At 70.1% G+C, this 26,893-nt stretch carries 24 protein-coding genes; 11 read left to right on the top strand and 13 right to left on the bottom strand.

Annotated elements, in window-relative coordinates; genetic code table 11:
- Positions 1–22: 22 nt before the first annotated feature.
- Positions 23–514: a transcription elongation factor GreA gene (gene greA / locus ACPEEZ_RS03970; protein WP_423923040.1), complete on the bottom strand. Its 492-nt coding sequence runs from the start codon at positions 512–514 to the stop codon at positions 23–25.
- A 137-nt stretch (positions 515–651) separates the two neighbouring features.
- On the bottom strand, positions 652–1,185 hold the full coding sequence (locus ACPEEZ_RS03975; protein ID WP_423923042.1) for a DUF4307 domain-containing protein: 534 nt from the start codon (positions 1,183–1,185) through the stop codon (positions 652–654).
- 68 nt (positions 1,186–1,253) lie between these two features.
- Here ACPEEZ_RS03975 and mca point away from each other — a divergent pair, with 68 nt between their 5' ends.
- Positions 1,254–2,153: a mycothiol conjugate amidase Mca gene (gene mca / locus ACPEEZ_RS03980; RefSeq protein WP_423923044.1), complete on the top strand. Its 900-nt coding sequence runs from the start codon at positions 1,254–1,256 to the stop codon at positions 2,151–2,153.
- Positions 2,150–2,473: a hypothetical protein gene (locus ACPEEZ_RS03985; protein WP_423923046.1), complete on the top strand. Its 324-nt coding sequence runs from the start codon at positions 2,150–2,152 to the stop codon at positions 2,471–2,473. Before mca ends, ACPEEZ_RS03985 begins: the two co-directional genes overlap by 4 nt.
- Positions 2,474–2,508: 35 nt before the next feature.
- On the opposite strand, the gene trhA is transcribed toward ACPEEZ_RS03985, so the two are convergent.
- A complete protein-coding gene (trhA, locus tag ACPEEZ_RS03990) occupies positions 2,509–3,243 on the bottom strand; it encodes a PAQR family membrane homeostasis protein TrhA (RefSeq protein ID WP_423923048.1) in 735 nt (244 codons plus the stop codon).
- 73 nt (positions 3,244–3,316) lie between these two features.
- Between trhA and ACPEEZ_RS03995 the strand changes: the two genes are divergently transcribed.
- The 5 genes from ACPEEZ_RS03995 to ACPEEZ_RS04015 all read left to right on the top strand — a co-directional run bounded on the left by ACPEEZ_RS03995 (position 3,317) and on the right by ACPEEZ_RS04015 (position 9,326).
- Complete coding sequence (locus ACPEEZ_RS03995; protein ID WP_423923050.1) at positions 3,317–4,105, top strand: isoprenyl transferase; 789 nt, start codon at positions 3,317–3,319, stop codon at positions 4,103–4,105.
- 122 nt (positions 4,106–4,227) lie between these two features.
- Positions 4,228–5,370 carry an aminotransferase class V-fold PLP-dependent enzyme gene (locus ACPEEZ_RS04000; RefSeq protein WP_423923052.1) on the top strand — a complete coding sequence of 381 codons (1,143 nt, stop codon included), beginning with the start codon at positions 4,228–4,230 and terminating at the stop codon, positions 5,368–5,370.
- A gap of 298 nt (positions 5,371–5,668) precedes the next feature.
- Positions 5,669–7,012, top strand: a complete 1,344-nt coding sequence (locus ACPEEZ_RS04005; RefSeq protein ID WP_423924358.1) for a PhoH family protein — start codon at positions 5,669–5,671, stop codon at positions 7,010–7,012.
- Positions 7,013–7,743: 731 nt separating this feature from the next.
- On the top strand, positions 7,744–8,787 hold the full coding sequence (locus ACPEEZ_RS04010) for a type IV toxin-antitoxin system AbiEi family antitoxin domain-containing protein (protein WP_423923054.1): 1,044 nt from the start codon (positions 7,744–7,746) through the stop codon (positions 8,785–8,787).
- On the top strand, positions 8,781–9,326 hold the full coding sequence (locus ACPEEZ_RS04015) for a hypothetical protein (RefSeq protein ID WP_423923056.1): 546 nt from the start codon (positions 8,781–8,783) through the stop codon (positions 9,324–9,326). Before ACPEEZ_RS04010 ends, ACPEEZ_RS04015 begins: the two co-directional genes overlap by 7 nt.
- Here ACPEEZ_RS04015 and ACPEEZ_RS04020 read toward each other — a convergent pair.
- From ACPEEZ_RS04020 to xseA, 5 genes are all read right to left on the bottom strand, one after another.
- Positions 9,304–10,662, bottom strand: coding sequence for a class II fumarate hydratase (locus ACPEEZ_RS04020; RefSeq protein WP_423924360.1), 1,359 nt, complete (start codon positions 10,660–10,662; stop codon positions 9,304–9,306). The genes ACPEEZ_RS04015 and ACPEEZ_RS04020 overlap by 23 nt on opposite strands.
- Before the next feature lie 146 nt (positions 10,663–10,808).
- The gene (locus ACPEEZ_RS04025) at positions 10,809–11,459 is read right to left on the bottom strand and encodes a carbonic anhydrase (RefSeq protein WP_423923058.1); all 651 of its coding nucleotides are present in this window, start codon (positions 11,457–11,459) and stop codon (positions 10,809–10,811) included.
- Positions 11,460–11,463: 4 nt separating this feature from the next.
- A complete protein-coding gene (locus ACPEEZ_RS04030) occupies positions 11,464–12,153 on the bottom strand; it encodes a DUF4245 domain-containing protein (RefSeq protein ID WP_423923060.1) in 690 nt (229 codons plus the stop codon).
- Positions 12,150–12,461, bottom strand: coding sequence for an exodeoxyribonuclease VII small subunit (locus ACPEEZ_RS04035; RefSeq protein ID WP_423923062.1), 312 nt, complete (start codon positions 12,459–12,461; stop codon positions 12,150–12,152). Before ACPEEZ_RS04035 ends, ACPEEZ_RS04030 begins: the two co-directional genes overlap by 4 nt.
- Positions 12,427–13,716, bottom strand: coding sequence for an exodeoxyribonuclease VII large subunit (xseA, locus tag ACPEEZ_RS04040; protein WP_423923064.1), 1,290 nt, complete (start codon positions 13,714–13,716; stop codon positions 12,427–12,429). Before xseA ends, ACPEEZ_RS04035 begins: the two co-directional genes overlap by 35 nt.
- Before the next feature lie 107 nt (positions 13,717–13,823).
- Between xseA and ACPEEZ_RS04045 the strand changes: the two genes are divergently transcribed.
- Both ACPEEZ_RS04045 and ACPEEZ_RS04050 read left to right on the top strand, forming a co-directional pair.
- On the top strand, positions 13,824–14,888 hold the full coding sequence (locus tag ACPEEZ_RS04045) for a 4-hydroxy-3-methylbut-2-enyl diphosphate reductase (protein ID WP_423924361.1): 1,065 nt from the start codon (positions 13,824–13,826) through the stop codon (positions 14,886–14,888).
- Positions 14,885–15,472: a DUF6264 family protein gene (locus ACPEEZ_RS04050; RefSeq protein ID WP_423923066.1), complete on the top strand. Its 588-nt coding sequence runs from the start codon at positions 14,885–14,887 to the stop codon at positions 15,470–15,472. The genes ACPEEZ_RS04045 and ACPEEZ_RS04050 overlap by 4 nt, the downstream gene beginning before the upstream one ends.
- 103 nt (positions 15,473–15,575) lie before the next feature.
- On the opposite strand, the gene fbaA is transcribed toward ACPEEZ_RS04050, so the two are convergent.
- Together fbaA and ACPEEZ_RS04060 are read right to left on the bottom strand one after the other, a co-directional pair.
- A complete protein-coding gene (fbaA, locus tag ACPEEZ_RS04055; RefSeq protein ID WP_423923068.1) occupies positions 15,576–16,604 on the bottom strand; it encodes a class II fructose-bisphosphate aldolase in 1,029 nt (342 codons plus the stop codon).
- A gap of 118 nt (positions 16,605–16,722) precedes the next feature.
- A complete protein-coding gene (locus ACPEEZ_RS04060) occupies positions 16,723–19,974 on the bottom strand; it encodes an SdrD B-like domain-containing protein (RefSeq protein ID WP_423923070.1) in 3,252 nt (1,083 codons plus the stop codon).
- 286 nt (positions 19,975–20,260) lie between these two features.
- On the opposite strand from ACPEEZ_RS04060, the gene glpX reads away from it, so the two are divergent.
- Complete coding sequence (glpX, locus tag ACPEEZ_RS04065) at positions 20,261–21,259, top strand: class II fructose-bisphosphatase (RefSeq protein ID WP_423923072.1); 999 nt, start codon at positions 20,261–20,263, stop codon at positions 21,257–21,259.
- A gap of 45 nt (positions 21,260–21,304) precedes the next feature.
- Here the strand turns inward: glpX and ACPEEZ_RS04070 are convergent, their stop codons facing one another.
- Together ACPEEZ_RS04070 and ACPEEZ_RS04075 are read right to left on the bottom strand one after the other, a co-directional pair.
- Positions 21,305–22,564 (bottom strand): DNA recombination protein RmuC, encoded by a 1,260-nt coding sequence (locus tag ACPEEZ_RS04070; protein ID WP_423923074.1) that lies wholly within the window; start codon positions 22,562–22,564, stop codon positions 21,305–21,307.
- A gap of 94 nt (positions 22,565–22,658) precedes the next feature.
- A complete protein-coding gene (locus ACPEEZ_RS04075; protein ID WP_423923076.1) occupies positions 22,659–23,297 on the bottom strand; it encodes a 3'-5' exonuclease in 639 nt (212 codons plus the stop codon).
- A gap of 62 nt (positions 23,298–23,359) precedes the next feature.
- On the opposite strand from ACPEEZ_RS04075, the gene ychF reads away from it, so the two are divergent.
- On the top strand, positions 23,360–24,433 hold the full coding sequence (ychF, locus tag ACPEEZ_RS04080; RefSeq protein WP_423923078.1) for a redox-regulated ATPase YchF: 1,074 nt from the start codon (positions 23,360–23,362) through the stop codon (positions 24,431–24,433).
- A 322-nt stretch (positions 24,434–24,755) separates the two neighbouring features.
- Here ychF and ACPEEZ_RS04085 read toward each other — a convergent pair whose 3' ends face one another.
- Complete coding sequence (locus tag ACPEEZ_RS04085; protein ID WP_423923080.1) at positions 24,756–26,852, bottom strand: hypothetical protein; 2,097 nt, start codon at positions 26,850–26,852, stop codon at positions 24,756–24,758.
- Positions 26,853–26,893 lie beyond the last annotated feature (41 nt).

A 26,893-nucleotide genomic window follows, 5' to 3' on the forward strand; every position in this document is an offset into this window, starting at 1 on the left:
CGCGGGGCGTCGGGCGGAGCCGTTACGGCGTGTAGGTCTCGACCGCGGTGACCTCGACCGCGATCTCCTTGCCGTTCGGCGCCGTGTAGCTCGTCTTCGTGCCGACCTTGAGGCCGTTGATGGCCTGGCCGAGCGGGCTCGTCTCGCTGTAGACCGACATGTCGCTGTCGGCGGCGATGATCTCGCGGTTGCCGAGCAGGAAGGTCGACGGGTCGCCGGCGATCACGGCGGTGACGACGGTACCCGGCCCGACGATGCCGTCGGCGGCGGTCGACTCGCCCACCGTGGCGTGCTTCAGCAGGTTGGTCAGCGTGCGGATGCGCGCCTCCATCTTTCCCTGCTCGTCCTTGGCGGCGTGGTAGCCGCCGTTCTCCTTCAGGTCGCCCTCTTCACGAGCTGCCTCGATGCGGCTCGCGATCTCGCGGCGGCCTTCGCCGCTCAGCGTGTCGAGCTCGGCCTGGAGGCGGTCGCGGGCGTCCGTCGTGAGCCAGGTGGTCGCGTTGTCGTTGCTCATGGTGTCTCCTTCGTGAGGCGAACCCGTCCGGCGACTGCCCGATGCCGGGCGGCACCGGCCGTGGAGCCCGCCGAGGGTCGCCAACCGAAAAAAGGAGACCGGCCGACTGGCCGGTCTCGATAGCGAATCCGAGCAGTCTACGGAAGCCAGCACCGGTAGATCAAGCCCGTGACGGCACGTTCGCTCGTCTTCAAGGACGTCGTGTACGTCGTGCTCCGCTGGGTCGCGGCGGGCAGATGGACGACCTTCCAGCCGACGATCGCGAAGGTGGTGTTCTGGGCCTGGACGGCGCACGACACCGCCGTGCCCGGCTCCACGCTCACGCTGTAGCGCACGTCGATGTCGCGGGCATCGGTCACGACATAGCCCAGGTCGGAGGTCTCGAGCTTGGAGCCCGTCCCGTCGAAGGCGGCGAAGACGACCCACGCCGCGAACACGACGACGAAGGAGGCGGCGGTCACGATCGCGATGACACCGCGGCGTCGACGACGATTCGGCGAGCGACCGTAGCGGGCGTCGAGTCGGGGCGACGAGGGAGGTGCTGCGACGGGACGGTCGACCGGGTCGTCGGGATTGCGCCCGTCGTCGGGCCCGGTTGCGCCCTCGGGTTCGCTCGGTGAGCCCGTGGCGGGCGCCCCGGGCCAGCTGCTGTCAGCCGACGTGGACCTCACGCGATCTCCGTCCGATTATCCTTGAGGCCAGGGTAGCAACGCCTACCCGCGAGAATTGCGAGGAACGAGTGACCCTGCGCCTGCTGGCGGTCCACGCCCACCCCGACGACGAATCCAGCAAGGGTGCGGCGACGTATGCCTACTACCGCGATCGCGGCGCCGACGTCCTCGTCGTCAGCTGCACGGGCGGTGAGCAGGGCTCGATCCTGAACGACAAGCTCGAGGCCCGCGCGCACGCCGAGCGGGACATCGCCGGTCTGCGGGTGCACGAGATGGCCGCCGCGCAGAAGGCGATGGGTGTCGATCACCTCTGGCTCGGCTACGCCGACTCGGGTCTGCCGGCCGAAGGCGAGCCCGTCGCGCTCAACGGGTTCGCGACGATCCCGCTCGAGACGAGCGCCGAGCCCCTCGTGGCGATCATCCGCCGGTTCAAGCCGCACGTGCTCGTCACGTACGACGAGAACGGCGGGTACCCGCACCCCGACCACATCCGCACGCACGAGGTGTCGATGGAGGCGTACCGGGCCGCCGCCGACCCGAGCCGCTACCCCGAGACCGGCGAGCCGTGGCAGATCGACAAGGTCTACTACGACCGCATCCTCAACGCGGCGCGCATCCGGGCCATGCTCGCCTACGTCGAAGAGCACGACCCCGAGTCGCCGCTGGCCGAGCGGCTCGGCGAGATGCTCGAGTGGATGGGCTCTCGGCCCGACCTGGCGACGACGCACGTGGCGGTCTCCGACTTCTTCCCGGCCCGCGACGATGCGCTGCGGGCCCACGCCAGCCAGGTGCCGCTCGACAGTTTCTTCTTCTTCTGGCCGAACGAGCTCCAGGCGGCTGCCTGGCCGACGGAGGACTTCCAGCTCGTCGAGTCGCACGTCGACTCGCCGACTCCCGAGACGGACCTGTTCGCGGGGATCGTCGACGACGAGCCCTCCGCGGCCGGCGCCGGGGGTGAGACGCGATGAGCGCTCTCGGTGACGCGGCCCTGCTGACCGGCACGCGCCTCCTCGCGGCGACGACACCCGATCCGACGCTGCCTCCGTCGACGGTGCCCGACGTGTCGGTGACCCCCGGGGTCTGGGGCTTCGTCGCCATCGCCTTCGTCGCGATCGCGACCGTGCTGATCGCGGTCGACATGACGCGGCGGGTGCGCCGGACGCGCTACCGCGGGGAGATCCGCGAGCGGCTCGACGCCGAGACAGCCGAGGCCGAGGCGGCGGCGGCGGATCTGGACCACGAGGAGCGTCCGTCGGCCGACGGACGCCTGCCCGGCGACGACCGCTAGGCGGCGTCTCCCGGAGCGCCGGTCGTCGCGGCGTCCTAAGCGATCGGCGGGTTGACGACGACGATCATGATCCCCGTCATGTGGCAGACGTACGCCGCGACGGTCAACGAGTGGAACAGCTCGTGGAACCCGAAGTGGCCCGGCGCGAGGTTCGGCCACTTCGTCGCGTAGAAGACGGCGCCGACGATATAGAGGCCGCCGCCGACCAGCACGAGGACCATCATCGCGAGGTTCGCCGCGAACAGGTCGCCGACGAACAGCAACGCGCCGACGCCCAACAAGACGTAGAGCGGCGTATAGAGCCAGCGGGGCGCCCCCAGCCAGAACACCCGGAACGCGATGCCGAACAAGGCTCCCGTCCACACCAGCACGAGCAGCAGCGTGCCTTTGGACTCGGGCAGCGCCACGACGGCGAGCGGGGTGTACGTGCCGGCGATGAGCAAGAAGATGTTCGAGTGGTCGAGGCGCTTCAGGAACCGCTTCGCGTTCGGGCTCCACGGGAACCGGTGGTACGTGGCCGAGATGCCGAAGAGCAGCACCGACGTCGTCAGGAAGACGGCGCAGGCCCATTTCGCCGCGGCCCCCTGGGCCAGGCAGACGAGCACGATGCCCGAGGCGATCGCGAGCGGGAAGGTCGCGGCGTGGATCCACCCGCGCCACGTCGGCTTGCGCTCGATCGAGGCGTACGCGAGGGCATCGTCGAGGAGGGGCAGGTGCGGGATGTCCGCGCCCGGCTCGGTCTCGACGCCACGGGTCGCAGAGGTGCTCATCTGCCGAGAATAAGGCAGCCTGCGGGGGTGTCCGCTGGGAATCCACGGTCGGCGGGTGGGCTACCGTAGCCCTGTGAGAAGCCGCCGCCGTTCCCCCTTCGCCCGGGGTGTGCTGTACGGCCTGTACCAGAACCGCATCCGCCGGAGTCTCGACGGCGCCGCCCTGCCACACCACGTCGCCATGATCGTCGACGGCAACCGGCGCTGGGCCAAGGAACGCATGCTCGAGACCGCGGCGCACGGGCATCGCGCCGGCGCGGCCAAGATCAGCGAGTTCCTGACCTGGTGTGACGACCTCGGCATCAAGGTCGTTACGCTCTATCTGCTGTCGGCCGACAACCTCGGCAACCGTCACACCGAAGAGCTCACCGAGCTGTTCGACATCATCGGTGGAGTCGCCGACGAACTGTCCCGTCACGGCGACTGGCGCGTGCAGCACGTGGGCGCCGTCGACAGCCTGCCCGAGTCCCTGCAGAACGCGCTGTCCGAGGCCGAGGCTCGAACCACCGGTCACGGTGGCCTGCACGTCAACCTCGCCGTCGGCTACGGCGGTCGTCGTGAGATCGCCGACGCCATGCGGAGCATCGTGCGCGACCACGACGCCAAGGGCGGCACGCTCGAGGCCCTCGCCGAGGTGCTCACGCCCGAGCTCATCGCCGAGCACCTCTATACGGGCGGACAACCCGACCCCGACCTCGTCATCCGCACCTCGGGGGAGCAGCGCCTCAGCGACTTCATGCTCTGGCAGAGCGCGCACAGCGAGTTCTACTTCGTCGAGGCGTTCTATCCCGACCTCCGCGAGGTCGACTTCCTCCGCGCCGTCCGCGACTACGCGGTGCGGCACCGGCGCTTCGGCGGCTGAGCCGGGCCGCGCTCTCTGGCGCTCTGCGCTCTCTGGCGCCCTGCGCTCTCTGGCGCTCAGCGAGACCGCCGGAGGCGCGTTGTCGGTACGGTTGATCCGTCCCGACCCCCGAGGAGCCCGCCGTGACGCCCCCTACCGCCATGACGCTCGCCGAGTACGCCGCCGGCTTCACCGACGACCCCGGCTACTTCGACTTCGCGACCTGGGGTCCGATCTCGACCGCGGTCGCCGAGGAGCAGCGCGCACTGACCGACATCCAGGGCCGGGCGCGGTTCGGGTCGGAGTCCGTGCTCGCCGAACAGGAGGGTCGCGTCAAGCGGGCCGTCTCGGCCGTGACCGGCTTCTCGACCGAGAACGTCGTCTTCGAGCCCAGCACGTCCATGGGTCTGCTGCACACCGCGTTCGGGCTGACGGGCCAGCTCGTCCTCTCGAACCGTGAGTACCCGGCCCTGCCGATCGCCGTCACCCGGGCCGCCCAGTCGCTGCGCGTCCTCGAGCCGGTCTGGTTGCGCCCCGAATACGGTGCGGTCACGCCCGCCCTCGTCCGCGAGCACCTGACTTCGTCGACCGACGCCGTCGCGGTCAGCCTCGTCGACTACCGCACCGGCTATCTCGCCGATATCGAGGGCATCCGTCAGGTGATCGGCGACCGCCTCCTGATCGTGGACGCCATCCAGGGCTTCGGTGTCGTCGACGCCCCCTACGCGATGGCCGACGTCGTCGTGTCGGGCGGGCAGAAGTGGGCACGCGCCGGGTGGGGCACGGGCTTCATGGCTCTGAGCGACCGGGCCCTCACCGCCCTCACGCCGGTGTTCAGCGGGGTCGCCGGCACCGAGGTCGAGCTGGGCGGATCGTACGACACCGTCGGCGACCCGAAGCTCGGCGCCGCCGGGTTCCAGGTGAGCAACCCCGATCCGATCGCGCAGGGTCGTTTCGCGACGGCCCTCGAGGCCCTCGCCGAGGTCGGCGTCCCGGCGATCTCGGCCGCGGTCGCCGAGCGGGCCTCCCGTGTGATCGACATCGCGGATGAGTTCGCCGTCCCCGTCGCGTCGTCCCGTGACGAGTCGGAGCGCGCCGGCCTGGTCGTCCTCGAGCCGGCGCCCGACCAGATGACGACGTTGACCGCGGCGCTGATGAACCACGGCGTCACCGCCACGGTGCGCTCGGGCACCGTCCGGGTGAGCGTTCACGTCACCACCGGCGAGGAGTCGTTCGAGATGCTGCGCTCGGCCCTCACGTCGTTCGGCAGCACGATCCTCTATTGAGTCGACCCGCGCCTCCTCGGGGTGTCGGCGCCGTGGGCGCGCTCAGCGGCGCGCTCCGTGGCGCGACGCGCTCGGCGACCTTCGAGGAGCGCCTGAGTGTTGTTCACGTGTTCGTCACACGACACGGCGCGTCCGGACTCGCGAATGTCGGAGGCGCGTCGTAGGTTTCTGACATCGGGTAAGGAACCCGATCGAGACGGCCACGAAAGTTCGCCTCGCAACTGCTCCGCGGCCGTCTTCGCCGAAGGTACCGAGCGTGTTCACGCTCGGAGATGGAGTGGTCGTGTCCGCACTCAGCATCCCCCGAACCGACGACGGCACCACCGAGGCGACGGAGGCGCGACCGTCGGTCGCCCAACGTACGTACGTCCTCGACACGTCCGTGCTGTTGTCCGACCCGCAGGCGATCTTCCGCTTCGCCGAACACGACGTGGTGCTGCCCGTCGTCGTGATCAGCGAGCTCGAGGGCAAACGCCATGACCCCGAGCTGGGGTATTTCGCCCGGCAGGCCCTGCGTCTGCTCGACGATCTGCGGGTCAAGCACGACCGCCTCGACTTCCCGGTCGAGGTCGGCGACGGTGGGTCGCTCCGCGTCGAGCTGAACCACTCGAACATGTCGGTCCTGCCGTCGGGGCTGCAGCTGAACGACAACGACTCGCGCATCCTGGCGGTCGCCTCGAACCTCGCGAACGACGGGCTCGCCGTCACGGTCGTCTCGAAAGACCTCCCACTGCGCGTCAAGGCCGCGTCGATCGGGCTGGCGGCCGAGGAGTACCGCGCCGAGCAGGTCGTCGACAGCGGTTACACGGGGCTGGCCGACCTCGAACTGTCGAGCGAGCAGATGGCCTCCCTCTACGACCGCGAGACGATCAGCTCCCGGGCGATCGCCGATCTGCCCGTCAACACGGGGCTGGTGCTGCACTCCGACCGCGGCTCGGCGCTCGGCCGGGTGGTCTCTCGCGGTGAGGCGCGCCTCGTGCGCGGCGACCGCGACGTCTTCGGGCTGCACGGGCGGTCGGCCGAGCAGCGGCTCGCGATCGACCTGCTGCTCGACCCCGAGGTGGGCATCGTCTCGCTCGGCGGCAGTGCCGGTACCGGCAAGTCGGCGCTGGCACTGTGCGCGGGCCTCGAGGCCGTGCTCGAGAAGCAGCAGCACAAGAAGATCATGGTGTTCCGGCCGCTGTACGCCGTCGGTGGCCAAGACCTCGGCTACCTACCCGGCGACGCCGGCGAGAAGATGAACCCCTGGGGCCAGGCCGTCTTCGACACGCTCGGGGCGCTCGTCTCGCAGAACGTGCTCGACGAGATCGTCGAACGGAGGCTGCTCGAGGTGCTGCCCCTGACGCACATCCGCGGTCGATCGCTGCACGACGCGTTCGTGATCGTCGACGAGGCGCAGTCGCTCGAGCGCAACGTGCTGCTCACCGTGCTCAGCCGCATCGGGCAGAACTCGCGGGTCGTCCTGACGCACGACGTCGCCCAGCGCGACAACCTGCGCGTGGGCCGGCACGACGGCGTCGCCTCGGTCATCGAGACCCTGAAGGGCCACCCGCTGTTCGGGCACGTGACCCTCACCCGCTCGGAGCGCTCGGCCATCGCGGCCCTCGTCACCGAGCTCCTCGAGTCGAACGAGCTCGTCTAGCCCCCGCAGAGGCTGCGGCGCCCCGCGCCCCGCGCGCCGCAGCCTCTGCCTGCGCCCGCTGCCCTGCGCCCGCCGCCCGCCGCCCGCGCCCGCCTCTGCCTGCGCTCGCCGCCTGCGCCGCCCGCCGCCCGCTTCTCGCTTCTCGCGCCTCCCGCCCTTGCCTTGCCCCTTCCTCCCCTCGACGTCTTCGCAATTCAGGCGTTCTGCACGAGAGCAGCTACCCACCCCTCTCTAGAGCCAGATCGCCTGATTCACGCACACCGCGCCTCCTCGTGTCCCGCCCTGCCCCGCCGTGCGGTCTTGTCACGTGATTCAGGTGATGTGGCGCTCTGACGGCCCGAGGGCCCGATGGGTGCCAGATCTCCTGAAGAGTGACATCGCGGCGGTTGTCGTCGTCGCCGCGCCCTCGCCCGCACCGGGTTCTCGCGATTCAGGCGATCTGGACGAGATCACGGCTTAGCCCTGATTCACGAGCGTTTTGCCTGAATCACGTCATGTGGCGGCGGCCCTGCGGCGGGCGGGGGCGAGGAGGTTCCCAATTCAGGTGATGTGGAGGGGATGGCGTGAACCGGTCGCGTGGCGTGCAATTCGCCTGAATCGAGTAAAAAGCGGGAGGGTGGGCCGGCAGGGGCGGGGCTGGGGGTCCTCCACAGGTGCCGGGGGCCGGTGGTTGTCCCCGAGAGAGGGGAAGCGGCGGAGGGCGGAGCCGCGGGGCAGGGCACGCTCGGTGCATGGACACGATCAGAGAGGTTTTGGAGGCTGCGGGCGGCGTGCTGCGGCGCCGCGACCTGCTCGCCGCGGGCTTCACCGGCTACCAGCTGACGAGAGCCGTGCGCAGCGGCCACGTGAGGCGCGCCCGCCGCGGCTGGTACACGACCTTCGCCGCCGACGACCTCGCCTCCGAGGCGGTGCGGGTCGGCGGCCGGCTCACGGGCGCCGCGCTCCTCGCCCGGTATGGCGCCTGGATCTGGGACGCGTACGGCCTGACCGTCGCCGTTCCACCCCACGCCGCACGACTCCGGCCGCGCCGAGGGTTCCACGTCGTCTGGACCGACACGATCGGCCCCGCCGCCCTCGACGACCCGGGCATCGTGGCCGGCTCGCTCTGGGCGGTTCCCCTGGGGGAGGCGCTGGTCCAGGCCGCGAGGGAGTCGTCGCGAGAACAGGCGGTCGCCTTTCTCGACTGGGCCCTCGCGGCCGGCCTCGCGAGCATCGCCGACCTGCGTCGCTGGTTCGCCGCAGCGCCAGCCGACCTGCGGGGCATCGTCGAGTGGGCGGACCCGGGCAGTCAGAGCGTCATCGAGACCATCCCGCGCGTCCGCTTCGTGGAGTCGGGGCGGCACGTGCAGACGCAGGTACCGGTCGGCACCCGCGGACATGCCATCGACCTCGTGGTCGACGACGTCGCGGTCGAGCCTGACGGACGACGCTTTCACGAGCAGTCCTTCGAAGCCGACCGGCTCAAGGACCTCCTCGTCATCGCGGACGGGCGCCCGGTCCTCCGTCCGTCGTACGACATGATCCGGCGCCGGTGGGAGCTCGTCGAGGCCGCCGTCCACGAGGCGAGCCTGATGCAGCATCGGCCCGAGCGGCGCGCGGAGACAGGCCTGCAAAGCGGCTCCGGGTCCCCGGAAGGCCCGCGGCCGTCAGGAGGCGCGAGGCCGTCCCGGGGTGCTCGAGCGTCCGGAGGCGCGGCGCGGCGCTCGCAGGACATCCCGCGTCCTCGACGACGTCGCGGAGCCCGCCGGTGGCGTCTCGAGGCACGCGCATGGTGAGCGAGGCGTTCATCGTCTGCCTCGCGCCGTTCGTCCCGCTCGTGGTGATGGCGAGCGCCGTGCTCGTCGTGAGTCCCGTGCTGATCGTCGTCGATCTCCGCGAGCGGCGACTCCCGAACCGGGCGGTGGCACTGGCCGCCGCGGGGCTGCCCCTCGGGTGGCTGACGGCTCTCGTGCGAGACGACCTCGGTGGTGCACTCACGTCGATGGCGACGCTCGGGGCAGCAGGCCTCCTGTTAGGAGGCGCGGCCTGGGTCGGACTGGTCGGCATGGGGGACGCCAAACTCGCGTCGGTACTCGCCGCGTCGTTGGCCACGGTGAGCTCCTCCGCCGTCGTCGCGGCCGCCGTGCTGGCGACGGCGGCCGGCGGCTTGGTGGCCACCGGCACACTCGTTGTGGAGGCGGTCCGTGCCCGGCGGAGCCATGGCAAGGCCCGTGACGGTCGGGGCGAGAAGCCCTCGATCGCCTTCGGGCCCTGCCTGCTGGCGGGCTACTGGATCACCGTGGCCGGGGTGCTCAGCCGGGGTGCGTCATGCTGAGCACGTCGAGCGCGGAGTCGAGCTGCTGCTCGGTGACCTCGCCTCGTTCGACGAACCCGAGGTCGATCACGGCCTCGCGCACGGTGATCTTCTGCGCGACGGCGTGCTTGGCGACCTTCGCGGCCGCCTCGTATCCGATCACACGGTTCAAGGGCGTGACGATCGACGGCGACGACTCGGCGAGGGCCCGCGCGTGCTCGACGTTCGCCTCGAGACCGTCGACGGTCTTGTCGGCCAGGACGCGGGTGGCGTTCGAGAGCAGGCGGATCGACTCCAGCAGCGCGGTACCCATCACCGGGATGGCGACGTTGAGCTCGAAGGCACCGGAGGCACCAGCCCACGCGATCGTCGCGTCGTTGCCGATGACCCGCGCCGAGACCATCAGGACGGCCTCGGGGATGACGGGGTTGACCTTGCCGGGCATGATCGACGACCCGGGCTGCAGGTCGGGGATGTGCAGTTCGCCCAGGCCGGCGTTCGGGCCGGAGCCCATCCAGCGGAGGTCGTTGTTGATCTTCGTCAGGCTGACGGCGAGCACGCGGAGCGCACCCGAGGCCTCGACGAGGCCGTCGCGGGCGCCCTGCGCCTCGAAGTGGTCGAGGGCCTCGGTGACGGGCAGGCCGCTGTCGTCGGCGAGGACGGCGATGACACGCTGGGGGAACCCGGGCGGGGTGTTGATGCCGGTGCCGGTCGCGGTGCCACCGAGGGGAACCTCGGCGACGTGGGGGAGCGTGCCCTGGACGCGCTCGATGGCGAGGCGGATCTGGCGGGCGTATCCGCTGAACTCCTGGCCCAGCGTGACGGGGGTCGCGTCCATGAGGTGGGTGCGGCCGGCCTTGACCACGCCGGCCCAGAGCGTGGCCTTCGCCTCGAGCGCGATGGCGAGGTGCTCGAGCGACGGCACGAGCTGCTCGATCAGGGCACCCGTGACGGCGAGGTGGACCGACGTCGGGAAGACGTCGTTGGACGACTGCGAGGCGTTCACGTGGTCGTTCGGGTGCACGGCCGTGCCGTCGACCGTCCCGGCCAGGGTCGCGAGGACCTCGTTCATGTTCATGTTCGACGAGGTGCCGCTGCCGGTCTGATAGACGTCGACGGGGAACTGGTCGTGGTGCTGCCCGCCGATGATCTGATCGGCTGCCGCGACGATGGCGTCGGCGACGGGCTGCGGAACGATACCCATCTGGCCGTTGACGATGGCGGCCGCACGCTTGATGCGTGCCAAGGCCACGATCTGCGCGGGCTCGAGGCCGGCGCCCGAGATCGGGAAGTTCTCGACGGCGCGCTGGGTCTGTGCGCGGTACAGGGCATCGACGGGTACCCGCACCTCGCCCATGGTGTCGTGCTCGATGCGGTACTCGGTGGTGGTCACGACGTTGTGGTCCTTCCGTTGGCCCTGAGGGCGTTGTTCGCCGGGCTCGTGGCCCGCGGGGGTTCTGAGTCGGTGTGGTTCGAGTCGGTGTGATTCAGAGTCGGTGTGGTTCAGAGTGTGCCGACGACGACGGAGGGCTCGACCCGGCCGTTGGCGAGATCGTAGTTCGCGCCGACGACTGCCAACCTACCGTCCGCCACGGCGTTGGAGATGAGAGCGGACTTCTCGACGAGCCCCCGCACGGACGCCTCGATGTGCAGGCGACCGACCTCGTGCGCATCGAGGTTGTGACCCGGGGCGAGCTCGATCTTCGCTCGTCGCACCGACGGCATGATCATCTCGACGAGGCCGTCGAGATAGACAGACCCGGGAGCCGCAGCGGTCTCGATCGTGTCGATCGCCGTGGCCACGGCGCCGCAGCTGTCATGGCCGAGGACCACGATGAGGGGCACGTGCAGCACGGACACCGCGTACTCGAGCGAGGCCAGCACGGTGTCGCCCACGACCTGACCGGCGTTACGCACGACGAAGAGGTCGCCGAGGCCCGCATCGAAGATGATCTCCGCGGCGAGACGGGAGTCGGCGCAGCCGAAGAGGGCCGCCACGGGCTCCTGGCCGCCGGCGAGGAGTGCCCGTCGGTCGCTGTCTTGGTGGGGGTGCAGCGGACGCGCGTCGACGAAGCGCTCGTTGCCATCGGTCATCCGGGCCCAGGCGCCGCCGGGGGTCTTGGGGTCGTCACGTCGGGTCGTGGTCGCGGTCATGGAGCTAGCTGCCTCCGTCGAGTTGGGCGGCCACGGCTGTGGCGACGGCATCGAATTCGGTGTCATCGGCGGTGCCGTACAGCACGATCGAGCTGCGGCCGATCGTGGTGGCCAGTGAATAGGCGTAGTTGCCGGGCTTGTCGTCGTCGCGTCGGTCGTAGACGTCCCAGGTCAGGCCCGCGATGTCCCGCGTCGACGTGGCGGCGGTGTTCTGCACCTGGTTGCTGACCCACGTCGGGTTGGCATCGATGCCCTGGTCGATCGCGATGAACTGGTCGGACGGAGTGATGAGGCCGACGTACCAGGTCGGCACCTTGTCGGCGGGCGAACTGCGGACCTCGGCCGCATTGGCCGACCACCCCGTGGGCAACACCGGGGCCGCGAGTGGTGCGCTCACGCTGGCCTCGGCATTGGACGCCACGTGGACGTAGTCGATCGCGGGACGGGTCACGTCATTGGGGCGGACCACCACCAACACGAGGAAGAGAACGATGCCGAGAGACGCGACCAGCGACAGCGTCAGGTTCATGGCGGTCTGGTTGGCCCGGTGCTTGCGCGAGTTCTCGGCCTTGCGGGCCGCGGTCTCGGCGGGCGTCTCGGGTCGACCGAGTTCCGCGACGATGCGAGGAGGCTTCGAGCGGCCGCGGCCGGCTCCCGGGTCCCCGCCGGCACCGCCGGTCTGCACGTCGCTCATTCGCTCGGCGCCTGACGACGAGCAGCCTCGAGGCGCTCACGGGCGCCGAGCAGCCACTCCTCGCACCGACCGGCGAGAGCCTCGCCTCGCTCCCACAATGCGAGCGACCGCTCGAGCGTCGACGCACCCTGCTCGAGCTCGTTCACGACCGAGACGAGCTCGTCGCGGGCCTGCTCGTAGCTGAGCGTCGACACGTCGGGGCCGAGCACGGGTGCCGCGTCGGTGCCGCCGCCGGCGGTCGAGGGGGAGGGGGGAGTTGCCACGGGAGAAATCCTAACGAGCGGGGAGCGGTGCGGGTGCGTCGTCATCGGACGACGCGTGCGAGATGCCGGCGGAGGCGCCTGTGGGGGAGTGACCGGTGCTGACGGCCGTCACCGTGCCTCCATCGACGGTCAGGACGAGCGGCGTCTCGGCGGGCGCGTCGCCCGGCGCTCGCAGCACGTCTCCGCCGGGCAGTTGCACGATCGCGTACCCGCGTCGAAGAGTGCTCTGCGGCGAGAGGGCGCGCAGCTGCGAGGTCAGCTCGCCGACCCGGGTGCCGGCACGCTCGAGGACGCGATGCATCAACTCGTCGCCTCGAGCCATGACCCGCAGCAGCTCGTCGGCACGGGTGTCGACGAGGGTCTGGGGTGCGGCCAGCACGGGCCGGCTCCGGATCTGACCGAGTCGGTCGATCTCGGTCGAGACGATGGAGGTCAGCCGCATGCCGATCCGCGCCCTCGCCTGCTGCACCCGCGAGAGCTCCTCGGTCACGTCGGGGACGACCCGTTTCGCCGCATCGGTCGGCGTGGAGGCCCGTAGATCGGCGACGTCGTCGAGCAGAGGGCGATCGGCCTCGTGCCCGATCGCACTCACGACGGGGGTCGTGCAGGCGGCCACGGCGCGGATCAGGCGCTCGTCGCTGAAGCCGAGCAGGTTCTGGAAGTCGCCTCCGCCGCGCGCGACGATGATCACGTCGACCTCGGGGTCGGCATCGAGCTGCTGCACGGCCGCCGTGACCTCGGTCGGCATCCGGTCGCCCTGCACCGCCGCGTGCACGACGGTGAACGCCACCGAAGGCCAGCGCAGCTGCGCATTGCGCAACACGTCTTTCTCGGCGTCGCTGTCTTTACCGGTCACGAGGCCGATGCGGCCGGGCAGGAACGGCAGCGGGCGCTTGCGCGAGGTCTCGAACAACCCCTCCGACGCGAGCTGCCGGCGCAGGCGCTCGAGCCGCTCGAGCAGATCCCCCAGCCCGACGTGGCGCATCTCGAACACCTGCATGGTGAGGGTGCCGCCCTTGACCCAGTAGTTGGGCTTGACGGCGGCGATCACCCGGTCGCCCTGCTTCAGGTCGGCGGGCACGCGCGAGCGCACGCTCGACCACACCGAGAACGAGACGGTGGCGTCCTGCTCGAGGTCACGGAGCTTGCCGTAGACGTTGCCGCCCGAGACGTTCCACTGCGTGATCTCGCCCTCGACCCAGGCGGTGCCCAGTCTCTCGATCCAGTCGCGGATCTTGCTGGAGAGCAGCCCGACCGGCCAGGGAGCGTCGGCCGTGGGAGGCGGGGTGACGATGGTCATGCGTCTCCTGTTCGCTGTCGCACCGGATGGGAGCCGGATTCGTCGTGAGGGTCGACGCCTTTCAGAGCGCGACCAGACGTCGCCTCTACAATCAGGGGGTGAGCCACATCACTAACGGCGCGATCGCCATCGACCTTCCGACACCGCGTGTTCCAGCGGTACGAAACAGGCTAAAGGATAACCCCGTCAGCGGCCCCAAGAGAGTGCTGCTCGCGGCACCTCGCGGCTACTGTGCAGGAGTCGACCGGGCCGTGATCGCGGTCGAGAAGGCGCTGGAGCACTACGGCGCCCCCGTCTACGTGCGCAAGCAGATCGTGCACAACGTCCACGTCGTCGCCACCCTCGAGAACAAGGGTGCGATCTTCGTCGACGAGGTGGACGAGATCCCCACCGGTTCGCACGTCGTCTTCAGCGCGCACGGCGTCTCGCCGGCCGTCGTGCAGGGTGCCGCCGACCGTGAGTTGCAGGCCATCGACGCCACCTGCCCCCTCGTCACCAAGGTGCACCGCGAGGCCGTGCGGTTCAGCGGCCAAGACCGCCACATCATCCTGATCGGCCACGCCGGTCATGAAGAGGTCGAGGGCACGATGGGCCACGCCCCCGAGACCACGACGCTCGTGCAGAACCCCGACGAGGTCGACCAGCTCGTCGTCGATGACCCCGACAACCTCGTCTGGCTCTCGCAGACCACGCTGAGCGTGGACGAGACGATGGAGACCGTGCGCCGTCTGCGCGAGCGCTTCCCGTCCATCCAGAACCCCCCGAGCGACGACATCTGCTATGCCACGCAGAACCGACAGGTGGCCATCAAGAAGGTGGCCCGCGACAGCGACCTCGTGATCGTCGTCGGCTCGGCGAACAGCTCGAACAGCGTCCGCCTCGTCGAGGTCGCCCTCGAGCACGGGGCCAAGGCCGCATATCGGGTCGACTACTCCAGCGAGATCCAGCAGTCCTGGCTCGACGGCGTCGGCACGGTCGGTGTGACCTCGGGTGCCTCGGTCCCCGAGGTGCTGGTGCAAGAGGTGCTCGACGACCTGGCCGACGCCGGCTACGGCGAGATCGCCGAGGTCGTCACGGCAGAGGAGGACCTGATGTTCTCCCTGCCGAAAGAGCTCCGCAAGGACAGCAGCGGCCAGGTCGACGCACGAGGTCTCGGCGGTCGCACCCGATGACCGACGATCGCCCGAAGCCCCGCTACGGCGAATATGCGCCGGAGGGCTGGGTCAATCCCGCCGCACCCGTCGAACCCCCGGCCGAAGAGGCCCCGGCCCCCTCGCCCGGCGGCTACCCGACGCAGTACCAGCCGTACCAGGGTGCCGACCAGAAGTCGCCGGTGCCGGGTGCGCCCGTCGGGCCGAACGGCGTGCCGGTGCTCTCGACGGGGCGACGCGTCGATCGCATCGTCTCGCTCGTCCTGCTCGGCTTCGCCGCGTACAACACGATCTCGTCGTTGTTCCTCGCGCCGTCGTACGCCTCCTCCCTGTTGCAGCGCCTCCGCCAGCTCGGCTATCCGACGGACGACTTCTCGAACCAGTCCGCGCTCCAGGCCGCCGGCGCGTTCTTCGCCGTGTTCGCCGTCGTCTTGTTCGCGCTGACCGCCTGGTGGAGTATCCGTCGACTCCGGACGGCGCGCATCACGTTCTGGGTGCCGCTGACCGCCGGTGTGCTCTTCGCGATCGTCCAGGGCATCACCGTCGGGGCCATCATGCTGGGCGACCCGGCATTCACCTCATCGATCCTCGGCACGCAGGGCTGAGTTTTTCGCGCACACGAGAACGCCCCGGGAATCCTCCCGGGGCGTTCGTCGTGCGACGGCTGGTCGCCCCGAAGGGCGGAGAGCCGAGGAGGCGCGGTGCCGGTCAGCTCGCGGACTGGCCGTAGGAGCCGAGCTGCTTGGTGGCCTCGACCACTCGGGCCGCCATGGCGGTCTCGGCGACCTTGCCCCAGGCGCGGGGGTCGTACTGCTTCTTGTTGCCGACCTCGCCGTCGACCTTGATGAAGCCGTCGTAGTTCTTGAGGACGGTGTCTGCGATCGAGCGGCTGAAGGCGTACTGCGTGTCGGTGTCGATGTTCATCTTGACGACGCCGTTCGACACGGCCTCGGCGATCTCGGCGCTGGTCGAGCCCGAGCCGCCGTGGAAGACGAGCTCAAGCGGCTTCTCGCCCGTGCCGAAACGCTGCTGGATGCCGGCCTGGATCTCGCCGAGCAGCTCGGGGCGCAGCTTGACGTTGCCCGGTTTGTAGACGCCGTGGACGTTGCCGAAGGTGAGGGCGGCGATGTAGCGACCGTTCTCGCCGAGGCCGAGGGCTTCGACGGCCTTCGTGACGTCGCCGACGGTCGTGTACAGCGCCTCGTTCGAGCCCTCGTGGCTGACGCCGTCCTCTTCGCCGCCGACGACGCCGATCTCGACCTCGAGGATGGCGTTGATCGCCTTCGTGCGCTTCAGCATCTGCTGTGCGATCTCGATGTTCTCGTCGAGGGGTACGGCCGAGCCGTCCCACATGTGCGACTGGAAGAGGGGGTTGCGACCGGCGCGCACCTCTTCTTCGGACGCGGCGATGAGCGGCAGGACGAACCCGTCGAGGGCGTCCTTCGGGCAGTGGTCGGTGTGCAGCGCCACGGTGACGGGGTAGTTTTTGGCGACCTCGGTGGCGAACTTCGCGAAGGCGATCGCGCCGGCGGCGCGGTTCTTGACCGTCTGGCCGGCGAAGTAGTCTGCGCCACCGGTCGTGACCTGGATGATGCCGTCGCTGCCCGCCTCCGTCAGCCCCTGCAAGACGGCGTTGATGGTCTGCGACGACGACACGTTGATGGCAGGGTAGGCGAACCCCTTCGTCTTGGCCTTGTCGAGCATCTCGGCGTACTGCTCGGGGGTGGCGACGGGCATGGCATCTCCTTCGATAACTGCGTGCGGGCTGACACACTCAGCCTAGTAGGGCCGTTCTTGAGGGGGTCCGATGGGTGGGCGGGTCGACGCGCCGTCGCGAGCCGACCCGCCCGGTCTCTCAGTCGTCCTCGTTGCTGCTCGACTCGGGGCGTAGGCCTACCGTGTCGAGGGAGGCGGCTCGCCGTCGGTTCGAGGCGATGAAGCCGAGACCGGTCGCCCCCAGGGCGAGGACGAGCAGGAGCAGTGCGGTCACGGTCGCCCCGGTGAAGGCGAGTCGGGCCGGAAGAGGCGTTGACGCGTGGGCGTCGCTGCCGCTACCGACGACCGGCGGGTCGGCGACGGGCGGGTCGGCGACCGGCGGCTCCACGACCGGCGGCTCCACCACAGGGGCCGGAAGTGCTCCGGCGTCGATGTGCTCGGCCTCGGTCACGCCGATGACTGACGCACGCTCGGTCGTCGTGGCGAGCTGGACCGAGGCGATGCCATCGGAACCGACGTCGGAGTCGGCAGCGGTGTCGTCGCCGGCGTGCTGGATGGTCCATCCGCCCGGGACGGTTCCGAAGTCGACGTCGTAGTCGCCGGGCCGAAGGGTCGGGAACACATAACCACCCGTCTCGTCGGTCGTGGTGGTCGAGTCCACGGCCGCGCCGCGGTCGTCCGTGCCCGTGAGCCGGACGGGCGCACCGGTCCGCGCCTCCTCGTCGTCGCCCTGGGTGCCGTCGGCATCGGCATCCGTCCAGGTGAGGCCCGAGATCGAGCCCGCGACCACGCGCGTGCCGGCTGCCGGAGACATGGTCGACCAGCCGACCCCGGCGACGGCGAGGCTGAAGGTCGAGAACCAGAGGTCGTCCGCCCGGGTCGCCGTCGCGCTCGTCAGCGTGAGGTCGTGTGAGACGGTGGCTCCACCCGCGACAGGCGTCGACCGGTCGATACGCACACCCGTCACGTTCGAGAGCGCCTTCGGGCACCCCTTCGAGCCGAACTGGCTCGCGGTGCACCACGTGGTGGAGCCATCGGCACCATTCGACGCATGGAGCGGATCCTGTGAGAGGGAATCAGGGGACACCGAGGAGTAGCGGACCGTCTCACCGCTCTCGGCTGGGACCGGCCGGCTCAGGACAGGGCGCGCCGCGGTCGTTGTGCCCCGTGAGTCCCCGTCGTGGGGCAGCACCGAGATGAGGGTCGACGACGCGATGGGCAGCGAGCCGACGTTGAGGTACGTGAGCTCGAAGTCGACCTCGTCCCCGACGATGTTCACGGGTCTGTCCGTCGTCTCGTTGAGCTCGTAGCCGCTCTCGGCCAGCACGTGCACCGACCTCAGGGTCGTCCGCTTGTCTTCCGACGAGACATCGCGAAGCGAGGCGATGGTGGCCTCGTTGACAGCGTCGGTTCCTACCCGGGCCTTCGTTAACGAGACCGTGAAGGTCAGTGGCTCCACGGCGTCGTTGACGGTGACCGGGTCGAGGGACCAGGTCAGCCGCTGTCGACTCACCCCGTCGACCGTCACCTCGTCGACGACAGGGTCGATGGTGGCGCTTCCCGACACGTACTCCGCCCCGTTCGGCAGGGTGTCCGTGATCACGATGGCCTCGGGGGTGCGGTCTCGGGAGGCGTTCGTCAGGGTCGGGTACAGGGCGTAGGTCAGGGGGCCACCGACCGAGATGTAGGAGGTCTCGTCCGGTGTGTCACCGGCCGTGTGGCCCGGGTCGACGATGGCGCTGCGCAGACGGGCCATGTTGCTCGTGGTGGAGAGGAAGTCCGCCCACGGGCCGTTCGCACCGGTCGCCTCGTTGAAGTCGTGGGTCCACGCGCTGGTGGCCGAGCGCTTGACGCTCGTGAAGGCACGGACGATCACGTGGTTCGCGAGCCGCGGCTTCACGGCGAGGTGCGTGTTGAACGTGATCGCGTTGTTGCCGACGTGGTCGAAGCTCCAGCGGACGGCGCCGACGGCCTCGGGGCCACCCGGCACGTCATTCGGGTCGGAGTGCCATTGCATGTCGGAGTCCTCGCAGGTCGCGTCGCGTGCCGTCTGCGGGTCCGATGCGTCGAATGCCGCGAACTGCGGGCGACCCGTGATGCCCGATCGGTTCGACGCCGCCCAGATTCCGGGCCTGTTCTCGCGCAGGGTCTGCACCGTGTTGTCGAAGACCGAGCAGACGATGGTGCCCTGCCAGGTGTTGAGGCCCCGGTTGTTCAGGGTCGCGCTGCTGAGCAGGGCCTGTGCCGGTGTCACGTAGGGCTCGTCGTACTTGCCGGACTGCGTGAACGAGGTCTGGGTGTCGGGGTTCCAGCCGAGGTAACGCATCGAGCCGCTGATACCGGCCGCGGCGATGATGTTGCGATCGGCCGAGTTGTTCTCCAGCGGCTCGCCGGCTCCGGCGAAGTTCGCCTGCCCGCTGAGCGAGGTCACCTGCAGGTCACGGTACGTGTTCGTGGTGGTGATGGAGACGCCGAGGGGCGGACGGGGAACCCAGAGGCTCACGTAGCCCGAGACGACGTAAGGGACCACGCCACCCGCGATCTGGCCGCCGGTCACGCTCTTGGTCGGAATAGACGACAGGGAGGTGTCGGTGCCCGTGATGGAGACGGAGACGGGCTCACCGGGGCCCGCCTGAGTGCAGGTGATGGTGCCCGAGTCGACGACGTTGGACTCGCCGCCACCGCGTCCGCCCGGGGCGCCTCCGATCTGACCCGTGTTGACCCCACAGGGGGGAGCGTCACCGACCGGGAACAGGACCGCCGGGCTGGCACTGGTCCCGTACATCTTCGACACGTCGTCCACGAACGTGATGCCGTCCTGGAGCTGCTCGTAGCCGAGGAGGCCGCCCCCGTCGACGAGGGAGTCCCAGTGCAGCTGCAGGGGGTAGACGATACGGAAGCCAGGCGTCGTGCCGTCGGGGCCTGTCATGGGCGTGAAGGAGGTGACGGTCCTGTTCATCGAGAGGTCGAAACGGGGAGCGGCGGACACCGTCACCGGCGGCGCCTGGACGACGACCGCGGTCTGCCCGTCGGCCACGAGGGACAGGGATGGTGCGAGTCTCGTCCCGTGTGCCGCCGTGCGCGCGACTGTCCCGGCGAGGCTGATCGACCGGGCGCCGACCGAGACGTCGCCGATGGCGCAGGTGAGTGTCGACCCCGAGACGGTCGAGCCGGGGCCGCAGTCAGCGGGGAGCTGCGACCAGACCAGACCGGCGGGTGCCGTGGCCGTCAGCGTGCCACCCGAGGCGGTGCCGTCGGCCGTCCCGATGATGACGCCGTAGACGACGGCGTCATCGGTGCGGACGATACCGTTCGCGGGCCCGGAGTCGCCGCCGGGTCGATCGTCGGGGCTGAACCGACCGATGCCGTCCGAGGTGATCTGGGTGGTCATGCGGAGACGGTCTGTCGGGCCGCTGTCGGCCAGGGCCGGGCTGGCGCTCGCGCAGAGGACGAGGAGCATCGCGGTCGCCGCCGCGAGCACTGCGCGTGAGGGAGGGACGGAAATCATAGTCACCTTTCTGACTGCTGTAAGGCACGTGCAATGAAACATATCTCACACTGGCGGGTTTGTCAGCCATCCGGTATGGGTATGAGTTATCGTCACGACCAGAGCGGGGGTGGGCATCGCGGCGTGAGGACGGGCCGGCGGGCCGGCAGGCCCGGGTAAGGTCGTCCCCATGGCCGAATCAGCTTCTGGAAACCTGTACACGCACCCCGATCGAAACCTCGGGATGGAGTTGGTCCGAGCGACGGAGGCGGCAGCGATCCGTTCGGCGCCGTTCATCGGCAAGGGAGACAAGAACGCCGCCGACAAGGCCGCCGTCGACGCCATGCGCAAGTTCTTGGGCACGGTCGCGTTCGACGGCGTCGTCGTCATCGGCGAGGGCGAGAAGGACGAAGCCCCCATGCTGTTCAACGGCGAGCACGTCGGCAACGGCTTCGGGCCCGCCTGCGACATCGCCGTCGACCCGATCGATGGCACGAGCCTCACGGCTGCCGGGCGCATGAACGCGCTCTCGGTCATCGCCGTCTCGGACCGCGGCAGCATGTACGACCCGAGCGCCGTCTTCTACATGGACAAGATCGTCACCGGCCCCGAGGGCATCGGCGTCATCGACCTCGACCGACCGATCGCCGACAACATCACGGCGCTCGCCGCAGCGAAGGGCCTCGCCGTCGAGGACATGCAGATCGCCGTGCTCGACCGTCCTCGTCACGCCGACCTGGTCGCCCAGATCCGCGCGGTGGGAGCGTCGACCCGTCTGCTGCTCGACGGTGACGTCGCCGGCGGCATCAACGCCGCCCGCCCCGACTCGCGCATCGACATGTGCGTCGGCGTCGGCGGCACCCCCGAGGGCATCATCACCGCCTGTGCCGTGAAGGCACTCGGTGGTCTGCTGCTCGGTCGCCTGGCCCCGAAGGACGACGCCGAGCGCCAGAAGGCCCTCGACGCAGGACACGACCTCAGCCGCGTGCTCGACCAGGACGACCTCGTCAAGGGCGACAACGCCTACTTCGTCGCGACCGGTGTCACCGACGGTGCTCTCGTCGCGGGGGTCACGCGCCGCCAGGGCATGATCCGCACGTCGAGCATCGTGCTGCGGTCGCACTCGGGCACGATCCGCCGCGTCGAGGCCGACCACCTCGTCTCGAAGTGGTACGGCGAAGAGGCCTGAGCCTCTCACCAACCGGTCTGCAGGACGCCTGCCCGCATCGCGCGGTCAGGCGTTCTCGCTGTCGAGGGCGGTCGTGAGCTCGGGGGCGGTGAGATCGCGCGGCAGGTCCTCGATCGGGGAGGGGGACGGCAGCGTCTTCGACTCGTCGAGCATGCTCAGCCGCCGGGCAGACGGGAGCACCGTTCGTTCGAGGGAGCCGACGAACCGGTTGTAGTCGGCGACGGAGCCGCGCAGGGACCGGCCGAGCTTGTCGACGTGGGTGGCCATCGTCGAGAGCCGCCCGTACAACTCGCGGCTGAGATCGAAGAGTGCCTGCGCCTCCTTCGTGACGACGTCCTGTTGCCAGCTGAAGGCGATCGTCTTGAGCACCGACCAGAGCGTGACGGGGGAGGCCAAGGCCACCCGCTTCTGGAACGCGTAGTCCATGATCGACGGGTCGGCCTCGAGCGCCGACGAGACGAGTGATTCACTCGGGATGAAGGCGATGACGAGCTCGGGGGACGACTCGAGCCCGGCCCAGTAGGTCTTGCCGGCGAGGGCATCGATGTGCCCACGGAGCGCCTTGACGTGCTGGGCGATCAGTTGGGCCCGACGGGCGCCCTCGTCACCGGTCGCCGTGACCGCGATGCCGCTCGCCTCGAGGTACGACGAGAACGGCACCTTCGCGTCGACGGCGATGTTCTTACCGCCCGGCAGATGGATCACCATGTCGGGGCGGCCCTGCCCCGCGTCGCTCGTGATGCTCGCCTGCACGTCGAAGTCGACCCGCTCGAGCAGGCCGGCCGCCTGCACGACGTTGCGGAGCTGGGTCTCGCCCCAGACGCCGCGGGTGCTGTTGGACTTGAGCGCGGAGGCGAGGCTCTCGGCTGTGCTGCGCAGGCGTTCTTCGGAGTCGGCAGCCGCGCGCAGCTGCTCGTTCAGCGCGCCGTATTGCTGGGCTCGCTGCGACTCGAGCTCGGTGACCTTCCGTTGCATCTCGTGCAGGCTCTCGGCGACGGGGCTGAGCGCCACGAGGACCTGCCCGTCGGTGCGAACGCGTTCGGCCTCGGCGATGCGGACGTCGCGGAGTCGGTCTTGGAACTCGGCCAGGCGGTCTTCCTGTTGAGCGATCTGACGGCGGTACTGGGCGTCCTGGGCGCCGAGGCGCTCGACGGCGGCCTCGGTGGTGGCCCGGGCTGCGGCGAGCTCGGCTCCGAGACGGGCGGAGGTCTCGGCGGCGCGGGTGCGGGCGAGCAGGCCGCCGACGACGACGCCGATGACGAGTCCGATCAGGATTCCGAGGAGCAGGGCAGTGAGGGGCGGCATGCTCGAAGTGTCCCAGCGACCTCTGACACCGCGACCTCTGACACCGCGACCCCTGACATCGTCTGCAGCGGCACGACCGGGGAAGCGGGCTCGGCTAGCCGAAGATCATCGAGCGGCCGTCGGCCCGCACGGTGGCCGTCGGCGAATCGGCAGCCGCGGCCGCAGCCGGCTTCAACACGTTCAGCTTGACCTTCGCGGCGAGTGCCAGGGCGTCGAGGTCGTCGACGCCGTGTCGCTGGGCAGCGTGTCTGACGATCGCGGCGCAGGCCTCGGCGTCGGCCAGCGCGTCGTGATGCGAGAAACCCTCGAAGCCCGCCGCCATCGCCGCGACGGGCAACCGGTAGGAGTCGAGCGTGTACGTCTTGCGCGCGACCTGCAGACTGCAGAGATATCGAGACGCCGGAGGCACGAGCCCGGTGGCCGCGCAGGCCGCCCTGATCACGCCCATGTCGAACCCGGCGTTGTGCGCGACGAACATGTCGTCGCCGACGAAGTCGACGAGCAGCTCGAACTGCTCGGCCCAGCCGAAGGCGTCGACGACGTCGGACGCGACGATGCCGTGGATGCGCGTGTTCCACTCGTTGAACTCGTCGTAGCCGAGCGGCGGCCGGATCAACCAGCCGACCTTGTCGACGACGACACCGTCACGGACCTTGACGAGACCGACCGAGCAGGCCGACGCGCTGTGCGAGTTCGCGGTCTCGAAGTCGATCGCAGTGAAGTCGATGGGCATTACCTCATGGTCGCACGCGCCCCCGACAGTGCGTCGGCACCGGGCCGGTACGATGGACTCCCGTGGCTCTCACTATCGCGATCGTCGGTCTGCCCAATGTCGGCAAGTCCACCCTGTTCAACGCCCTGACCAAGAACCAGGTGCTGGCGGCGAACTATCCGTTCGCGACCATCGAGCCCAACGTGGGCGTCGTCAACCTGCCCGACCCGCGCCTCCGGGTGTTGGCCGACATCTTCGGCAGCGAGAAGATCCTGCCCGCGCCCGTGTCGTTCGTCGACATCGCCGGCATCGTGAAGGGCGCGAGCGAGGGCGAGGGGCTCGGCAACAAGTTCCTGGCGAACATCCGCGAGGCCGACGCGATCGCCGAGGTCGTGCGCGGCTTCGTCGACCCCGACGTGGTGCACGTCGACGGCGAGGTCAACCCCGAGAACGACCTCGGCACGATCAACACCGAGCTGATCCTCGCCGACCTCGAGACCGTCGAGAAGGCGATCGTCCGCTACGAGAAGGAGCTCCGCCTCAAGCGCGTCGAGCCCATCACGCACGAGACGGCCCTGAAAGCCAAGGAGGCGCTGCAGCGAGGCGAGGCCCTCTCGGCTACCGACATCGACCTCGAGCCGATCCGCGAGCTGGGTCTGCTCACCGCGAAGCCCTTCATCTACGTCTTCAACGTCGACGAGTCGATCCTCACGGACGACGACGCCAAGGCGCGTCTGTCGGCGCTCGTCGCGCCGGCCGAGGCCATCTTCTTGGACGCGAAGATCGAGTCGGAGCTGATCGACCTCGACCCCGAGGACGCGGCCGAGCTGCTCGCCTCGACGGGCCAGGAAGAGTCGGGCCTGGACCAGCTCGCCCGCATCGGGTTCGACACGCTCGGGCTGCAGACCTACCTGACGGCCGGCCCGAAGGAGACGCGCGCCTGGACCATCGGCCAGGGCTGGAAGGCCCCGCAGGCCGCCGGTGTCATCCACACCGACTTCGAGAAGGGCTTCATCAAGGCCGAGGTCATCTCGTTCGACGACCTCGTCTCGACCGGCTCCATCGCCGAGGCCCGCTCGGCCGGCAAGGCCCGCATCGAGGGCAAGGACTACACGATGCAGGACGGCGACGTCGTGGAGTTCCGCTTCAACAACTGAGGCTCGCCGCGGCGCGAACCGCAGTGTCGTGTGGGGTTCGCGGCGTCGTGTCGCGTTCGGACGCGACAGGATGACGCGAACGCGACACGACACCGCGCGAGCGCCGACGGCGGCGCCGACGCCGACGCAGACCGCGGCTACTTCAGGCCGGAGAACGCCAGGCCGTCGATCACGCGGCGCTGCAGCACGATGAACGCGATCAGCACGGGCGCCATGGCCAGCGGGCTCGCGGCCACGACGCCACGAACGCGACACGGCGCCCGGGCCGCCCACCTGGCCGGCCCGAGCGCCGCGTCGCCTCCGTGCTCAGCGCGTCAGCGCGTCAGCGCGTCACCACGACGAACCCTCCGGCCGGCACGACGGTCAGCGACCGGCCCGAGACCGTGTGCCGCCAGACGAGCCGCCCGGACGAGTCGTACGACTCCACTGTCGAGCGCGCCCCGCTCGCCCCGACCGTCGTCGGCAGCGGCAACCGCGACGTCGACGACAGCAGGTCGAACGCGGTCGCGCGCCCGTCCGCGGCCGTGCCGGTGAGCGACAGCCGCTGCGTCACCGGCCGCACGATCAGCGCGTCGACGACGGTCGTGGCCGACCCCGCGGTCACGGTCACCGACGTCGCGCCGGGCCCGATCGGGATCGGCAGGGTCTGAGGCAGCAACGCCCCGGAGGCGGCGGTCACGCCCTGTGCGCCGGCCCGCGTCGTCAGCGTGCCGAGCGGGAGTCGCCCCGCCTTCCACGTCGACGTCGACGTCGCGCCCTCGGCCGCGAGCAGCACGGGCTCGACGTGGCGCAGACCGGACCCGGCCGGCACGGCGATCGTCGCGCTCTGCCCGGGCTCGAGCCGGAGGGCCGACCCGCCGCTGTATTGCGACTCGCCCGTCCACGCCGAGTCGGGCGTGACGACCGTGCCCGTGGTCGCCGCCGCCGTCTCCGCCTCGACGACGGTGAGGCCGTCCCGCGACGCCACCGTCGTCGACGCCTGCGCCAGCGCCGACACGTCCGGCGCTCCGTCGAGGGCGATCATCGACAGCAGGCCGTGGATCGTGCTCTCGGCGCCGCTGTTGCGGTTGACCGTGCCGTCGGCCTGGACGCCGTCGTACGTCACCCCGGTCGCGCGGTCGTAGACGGGAGTGCCCGACCGGTTCGTGCCGAAGTACCAGCTGGCGGCCACGGCCGCGATGCGCCGAAGCCCCGGTGCCTTCGACGCCTCGGACACCGCGAGGGCCGATTGCAGCCTCGAGTCCGCTCCGTACGCGATCTGGGTCTGATCGACGGGTGTCGGGTACCACGCGTTGTCGGGCCCGCTCGCCGTCAGCAGGGTCGTCGTGAACGACACCTGGTCGGCCACGGCCGGCTTCAGCAGGTCAGATCGGCCGAGCAGGGTGGAGGCGCGGGCCAGGGCGACCGGCATCTGCGACGACCAGGAGTGCCACATCGAGCGCGACTTCGTCCACGGCAGCACGGCGCCGTAGGGCCAGGTCTGCGAGTCGCCCGACGACATCCGCGCGACCCCCTCGGCGAGCTGAGTCAGCGCGGTACGGGCAGCGGCGTCCGACGGGACCAGCGTCGAGTACGCCGTGAGTCCGAGGACGGCCTCCGACGACGCGTCCGCTCCGTCGACGATCAGCCAGGCGGGCACGCGGACGCCGTCCGCGATCTCGTCCTGCCCGTACCGGGCCAGCGACTCGCGCTGCAGGGCGGAGACACCGAGCTGCAGCCGCTGCTGCAGGAACGAGGCGAAGTCGGGGTCGTCGGCCGCGAACGCCGCATAGCCCTCGCCGAACGCCCAGATGCTGCGCGCCAGCCAGTAGCTGTTGCCGCTGTCGGACGGGTCGGGCAGTTCCACCGGCACGGGGCTGCGGTTGAACGTGCCGTCGGGCTGCATCCAGAGCACGACGTTGCCCGCGTCGGGACCGGTCGTGGTCTGGAAGTACGCGGTCGCGCGCAGCAGCTCGTACGCCTTCTGCCGACTCTGCTCGGAGCCGGTCTGCTTCCAGTCGCGCAGGTAGACCACCGCGGCCCGGGACACGTCGTCGCTGTTGTAGGCGCCCTGACCCCAATACCCCGTGGCGGGGTCGAGCGGCCCGCCGCCCACCCGCGCGAACGTCCCGCCGGGGCGGGCGTCGGCGTACGTCCACGGCATCGTGATCGAGCGATCGGAGTCGAGGCGGTACGTCGTGTGCCCGTCGACCGGCGCCGGTGTCGCCTGGTCGAGCAGGAAGTCGAGGTGCGCCAGGTTCGTCAGCCGTGCCGGGGCGGCGGTCGCGGCGGCGTCCGGTGTCGAGCCGGCCGGTGCCGAGTCGGCCGAGCCGGACGCCGGAGGCGCGGCGGACGCCGGCAGCGCCCCCGTCACCACCAGCGCGGTCGCCAGGGACGCGGCCAACGCCGCGCCCGTCCATCGTGTCGTGCGTGCGATCATCGTCGACCGCCTCCTTCTCGTGGGGTGGGGGAGTGCAGGGT

The organism is Frigoribacterium sp. 2-23 (assembly GCF_049601585.1).
Classification (GTDB): Bacteria; Actinomycetota; Actinomycetes; order Actinomycetales; family Microbacteriaceae; genus Frigoribacterium.